Source organism: Sellimonas catena (assembly GCF_027924685.1).
Classification (GTDB): Bacteria; Bacillota; Clostridia; order Lachnospirales; family Lachnospiraceae; genus Sellimonas; species Sellimonas catena.
Map to the genome: position 1 here is coordinate 63,003 of NZ_BSBO01000022.1, position 6,048 is coordinate 69,050.

Here is a 6,048-nt window from a genome sequence, read left to right on the forward strand (position 1 = left end):
GGGCGGAGCTTTGTCTGAAAAGAGACCTTGTCTCTAGGAAGCAAAGTTTCCTGTATAGAGTTGATAATATTTTCCTTTTGCCTCGATAAGATCATCGTGGGTGCCTCGTTCAATGATACGCCCCTGTTCCATAACCATAATGCAGTCTGAATTCTTGACTGTGGACAGGCGGTGGGCAATGACGAAGGTGGTCCGTCCTTTCATGAGGGCATCCATTCCGGCCTGTACGAGTTTCTCGGTACGGGTATCGATAGATGAAGTCGCCTCATCAAGAATCAGTGCCGGCGGATCCGCAACTGCCGCCCGGGCAATAGCGAGAAGCTGCCGCTGTCCCTGGCTTAAGTTGGATCCGTCTCCCGTCAGCATGGTATTATAGCCGTCAGGCAGCCGCCGGATAAATCCGTCCGCATTCGCAAGTTCTGCCGCCTTGATACATTCTTCGTCCGTGGCGTCAAGTTTTCCGTACCGGATATTTTCCATTACCGTACCGGTAAACAAATGGGTATCCTGAAGGACCATACCAAGAGATCTTCTCAGATCCTGCTTTTTGATTTTGTTAATATTGATGTCATCATACCGGATTTTCCCGTCCGCAATATCGTAGAACCGGTTGATCAGGTTTGTAATCGTCGTTTTTCCTGCACCCGTCGCGCCGACAAACGCAATCTTCTGTCCCGGTTTTGCATAGAGACTGATATTGTGCAGGACAATCTTGTCTTCGTTATATCCGAAATCGACATCATCCAATACAACGCCGCCTTCCAGTCTGCGGTATGTAATGGTGCCCTCCGCCTTATGCGGATGTTTCCACGCCCAGATATTGGTCCGCACCGGGGATTCAATCAGATTGCCGTTCTCATCCTCTTCGGCATTGACCAGTTCCACATATCCTTCGTCCTTCTCCGGCTCCTGATCCATCAGTTCAAAGACACGCTGTGCTCCGGCTGCCGCATTGACCACGAAGTTGATCTGCTGGCTTACCTGGGTAATCGGGTTGGTAAAGCTTCGGTTCAGTCCCACAAAGGTAACAACAGTACCGATGGTAACTCCTGCCAGCCCGTTGATCCCGAGGATTGCTCCTACAATCGCTACCAGTGCGTAGCTGATCCAGCCGATGTTGGCGTTAATCGGCATCAGCAGGTTTGCATAACGGTTCGCCTTGTTTGTACTGTCTCTCAGTTTCTCATTGACTTTGTGGAAATCTTCCATGGCCTCCTGTTCATGACAGAATACCTTGACAACTTTCTGACCATCCAGCATCTCTTCGATGAATCCATCCACTGCACCAAGATCGATCTGCTGGCGGACATAATATTTTCCGGACAGTTTGGAAAAGTTGGCTGTTACAAGCAACATGATACATGCTGTCAAGATGGAAATAACGGTAAGCGCCGGATTTAAAATAATCATTGTAATCAATGTTGCAATCATGGATATCACGGAGTTGATAATCTGCGGAATACTCTGGCTTAAAAGCTGTCTCAATGTATCCACGTCATTGGTATAGACCGACATGATATCGCCATGTGCATGGGTGTCGAAATATTTGATCGGCAGAGACTCCATCCTGCGGAACAGATCATCTCTTAAATGCCGCATCGTTCCCTGGCTGACATTGACCATGATCCTGTTATAGGTAAATGCCGTGATAACTCCCGTTGCCATTATGCATACCAGACGAATCAGATCGGAGGCCAGACTGCTGAAATCCCTGGAGCCGCTTTCGAGCATTGGTGTAATGTGATCATCAATCAACGTCTGGGGGAATGTCGCCCCTACAACAGTTGCGATAGCAGTAATCAAAATGCAGATAACTACAATCAAAAACGGAATTTTGTAATAATGAAGCATATATCGAATGACCCTGTTGATCAGCCTGACGGCTGTATTTACTCTGGATCCTGATGGTTTTTCATTGATCTTTTCGCTCATAACACTGTTTCCTCCTTTCTGATTATGCCGGCTGGTCAAAGTCGCCGCTGCCTTCCAGCTGCGAGTTGTAAATTTCCTGATAAATTGCATTGTGTTTCAGCAGGTTTTCATGTGTATCGAACGCATCGATCTTTCCTTCATCCAGAACAAGAATCCTGTCTGCGGACTCCACACTGGAAACACGCTGTGCAATAATAATCTTTGTTGTTCCCGGAATCTTCTTTGCAAAGGCTGCCCGGATGTTTGCATCGGTCGCCGTATCTACCGCGCTGGTAGAATCATCAAGGATCAGTACTTTCGGTTTTTTCAAAAGTGCACGCGCAATACACAGACGCTGCTTCTGTCCTCCGGAAACGTTGGCTCCTCCCCGCTCGATCCGGGTTTCATATCCTCCCGGCATCCGGTCAATAAATTCATCCGCGCACGCTGCTTTGCATGCCTCAATACACTCTTCCTCTGTGGCATCCGGATTTCCCCATCTTAGGTTATCCAGAATCGTTCCTGAGAACAGAGTATTTTTCTGAAGCACAACGGAAACCTGATTCCGAAGCACTTCAGTATCATATTTGCGGACATCCACGCCGCCTACACAGACAGAGCCTTCATCCACGTCGTAGAGCCGGCAGATCAGATTGACAAGGCTGCTTTTCCCGGAACCGGTTCCTCCGATTACACCAACTGTCTCACCGCTTTTAATGTGAAGATCAATATCAGAAAGAGCATTTTTACCGCTTCCATGTTTATAGGAAAAGTTCACATGATTAAAATCAATCCTGCCGTCCTCAACTTTCATCACCGGGTTCTCAGGATCCGTCAGATCCGGCTTTTCATCAAGCACTTCACCGATACGGCGGATACTCGCCATGGACATACTGATCATAACCACTACCATGGACAGCATCATCAGACTCATAAGAAGAGCCATGATATAGCTGAACAGACTGGTCAGATCTCCTGTTGTCAGTGAACCTTCCACAATAAACCGGGCACCGAACCAGGAGACGGAAATAATGCAGAAGTAAACCGCAACCATCATGGCCGGGTTATTGAATGCTAGAAGCCCCTCTGCCTTGACAGACAGATCGTAAAGAATCCTGGATGCTTTTGCAAATTTTTTATTTTCATAGTCTTCACGTACAAATGCTTTTACCACACGGATTGCAGTGACATTCTCCTGTACACTCGCGTTCAAATCATCATACCGGCGGAAAACCTGACGGAAAATTTTCAGAGTGATGACCATGATCGATCCAATTACAACCACAAGGAACACAACCGCAATCAGGAACATGCCGCTGAGTCTCCGGTTAATAATCATACACATGGTAAAACTGAAAATCAGGTTTAACGGTGCCCGGACTGCCACGCGGATCACCATCATGTAGGCATTCTGCACGTTGGTAATATCCGTTGTCATACGTGTAACAAGTCCAGGCACACTGAATTTGTCAATATTGGAAAAGGAAAAGGTCTGAATATTGGCATAGATTGCCTCCCGCAGATTTGCGGACAGACCGGATGCGGCGCTTGCAGCATTTTTTCCTGCCATCGCGCCAAAGATCAGGCTCAGAAATGCCATGACAATCATCAGGGCGCCATAACGATATACGACGGAAAGATTCGACTGCTCCAGTCCTCTGTCAATAATAATGGCCGTAACAAAGGGCATGAGTATTTCCATATTACTTCGAGAGCGGTCAGTCCAATACACAGAAAGGTATCCCGTTTATACTTTCCCAGCTGTTGTAATACTTTTCTCACTGTAAAAACCTCCTGTCCATTTACTCTTTTACCTTATTTTTAATTTTTCCAGTACCGGATGCTTTTTGTCAGCTTCCGAACTGTCTCCTATTTATTAAATCACAAATTTCCTTGAATGAAAAATGAAAAAATGGTATCATTAATGCTACAAACGCAATAATAGAAAGGAACGGAACCATGAATACACAACAGCTGAAAACATTTGTCCAGGTGGCGGAAAACCTGAACTTTGCAAGAGCCGCTGAATCTCTCAATATTACCCAGTCCGCAGTCTCCCGCCAGATTCATGCTCTGGAAGAGGAACTGGATACCAAACTGCTGCACCGGACCACAAGGACTGTCCGCCTCACCCCTGCCGGAATCAGCTTTCTTGACGATGCAAAGCAGATCATAGAACGACTGAAATACGCTACCGCCAAAATTCAGCACCACACCGCTGCCGCCATGCAGGTGGTCTCCATCGGGTGTGGAAGCGAGGCCCACCTTGATTTTCTAAACGGCATTCTCGATTCCTGCTTAAAGGAGATGCCTGCGTTTCATCCGTTTCTGAGAATCATCTCCCACCGCTCGCTTCTGAATCTGTTTTATCAGGGAGAGCTTGATCTTCTGATCGGATTCCAAAGCGACATCCCTTTAAAAGGAAACGTCGTTTACGATGAACTGCTCCATATCCCGCTTTGCTGCGTATTTCCGCGCGGTCATGCCTATGCCGGAAAAAACGAAATCACCGAACAGGATCTTCTTTCAGAACGCCTTGTTTTCTGCAACTCCTATGCGCTTCCTGCCGGCGCCTTGGAATATCAGAACCGCATCACCGGTTATCTGCCGCCCGAATCGGTTTACTTCTGTGATAATTATCAGGCAGCTCTGACACTGGTCCGTACCGGATATGGATACTGCATCCTTCCGCAATCCCGATTCCCGGATGAACAGCTGTGCTACATTCCTCTCGCCGGCACGGATCCTTTATCCTACGGAATTTTCTATAAAAAAGGAGTGGATAACCCACCCTTGAAAAAATTTATCTCTATCGCAAAAAGGAGTGTGAAAGAGGATTTCCTCTCATGAAAATAAAGCCATGGGAGCTGTCTGTCCCATGGCTTATATTTCCTTACAAAGAATATGGCGGAGCGATCTGCCGTATTTTTCTTTCGTCGCCCGGATTCCGTAACCCCGTTTCTGCACATTGGAAAGACTGTACGGGTTGTCCGGATGAACGGTCGCCAACAGATAACGCATGCCCCGTTTCTTCATTTCCTCTTCGCAGACTTCCATCATCCTGTCCTGAAGATGATGCCCGCGGTAAAGAGGAGCCACAGCTGCCGTATCCATATGCGCCGACAAAAGCAGCTGTTCTTTTGAAAATCCCAGATCATTGCCAAGGTTGTACGGGACATCCCCCGGGATCTCCACAAGAAAACATCCTGCAGGAATTCCCTCCTGCTTAGTCCTTGCAATGACCGCAAAACCAGCATTCTCCTCTTCCTTTACGCAGGTTTCCAGAAATTCTTTTCCATCCTCGTAAAACCAGTCCGGATTCTCCATATATGCAACGGTTGTTTCCATCAGCTTCTGAATATCCGCAAGATCAGCTTCCCCTGCTTTCCGGATCATAAATTCGGTCTGCCCGATTTCCTGATATGCCTCTTCGTAGGCTTTCTTTGTTTCTTCATCAAAGCATACCATCACCACTTCCCGGACCGTGCTCTGAGTATGAAGAAATGTGAGAATCTCCCTGACAGCCGTCTTTGCCGCAAGGGAAACCGGGTATCCGTAGATTCCGGTACTGATGGACGGGAAGGCTACAGTATTCCGTTCATAGCAGGCTGCAAGCTTTAAACTGTTCCGGTAACAGGAGGCCAGAATCTGTTCCTCTCCACAGTTTCCGCCACGGTATACCGGCCCCGGTGTGTGAATGACATAGTCCGCCGGAAGGCGGTAGCCTTTTGTGATCTTCGCTTCACCGGGCCTGCATCCATTGAGAGTACGGCACTCTTCCAGAAGTTCCGGTCCTGCTGCCCGGTGGATGGCTCCGTCCACTCCGCCGCCTCCAAGCAGCGATGGATTCGCAGCATTGACGATGGCGTCCGCTCTGCATTTTGTAATATCTCCCTTGATAATCCGAAATGTTCCCATCTGTATTCCTCCTGTCTCTGACTGGTAGTGTCAAATACTACCTTGTTTTTTTGTGTCTAAATCTTTCATAAACCTTGTTTTTAAGGGAAATTTGCAATAAAAAGAGCATTGACCTCCCTTTTCTGGTATAATGTCTATCGCCAAAAACAAACCTTACACGAAAGGAGTCAATGCTCATGAACATTATACTATACTTACTTTCTATTATTCAATATCTTT

The 6,048-nt window shown here is 47.2% G+C and carries 3 protein-coding genes and 2 pseudogenes; 1 reads left to right on the forward strand and 4 read right to left on the reverse strand.

Translation table 11 applies throughout. The features are described from left to right. Window positions 1-33 precede the first annotated feature (33 nt). Together Selli1_RS11185 and Selli1_RS11190 are read right to left on the reverse strand one after the other, a co-directional pair. A complete protein-coding gene (locus Selli1_RS11185) occupies window positions 34-1,932 on the reverse strand; it encodes an ABC transporter ATP-binding protein (protein WP_118636093.1) in 1,899 nt (632 codons plus the stop codon). A gap of 22 nt (window positions 1,933-1,954) precedes the next feature. Next, window positions 1,955-3,693, reverse strand: a pseudogene (locus Selli1_RS11190) (ABC transporter ATP-binding protein). A 177-nt stretch (window positions 3,694-3,870) separates the two neighbouring features. Here Selli1_RS11190 and Selli1_RS11195 point away from each other — a divergent pair. Next, window positions 3,871-4,761 carry a LysR family transcriptional regulator gene (locus Selli1_RS11195; protein WP_191435226.1) on the forward strand — a complete coding sequence of 297 codons (891 nt, stop codon included), beginning with the start codon at window positions 3,871-3,873 and terminating at the stop codon, window positions 4,759-4,761. Between the two features lie 33 nt (window positions 4,762-4,794). Here Selli1_RS11195 and Selli1_RS18545 read toward each other — a convergent pair whose 3' ends face one another. Then, window positions 4,795-5,307, reverse strand: coding sequence for a GNAT family N-acetyltransferase (locus tag Selli1_RS18545; RefSeq protein ID WP_334304931.1), 513 nt, complete (start codon window positions 5,305-5,307; stop codon window positions 4,795-4,797). A 15-nt stretch (window positions 5,308-5,322) separates the two neighbouring features. Beyond that, window positions 5,323-5,829, reverse strand: a pseudogene (locus Selli1_RS18550) (O-acetyl-ADP-ribose deacetylase); the annotation flags it as partial. Between the last annotated feature and the right edge of the window lie 219 nt (window positions 5,830-6,048).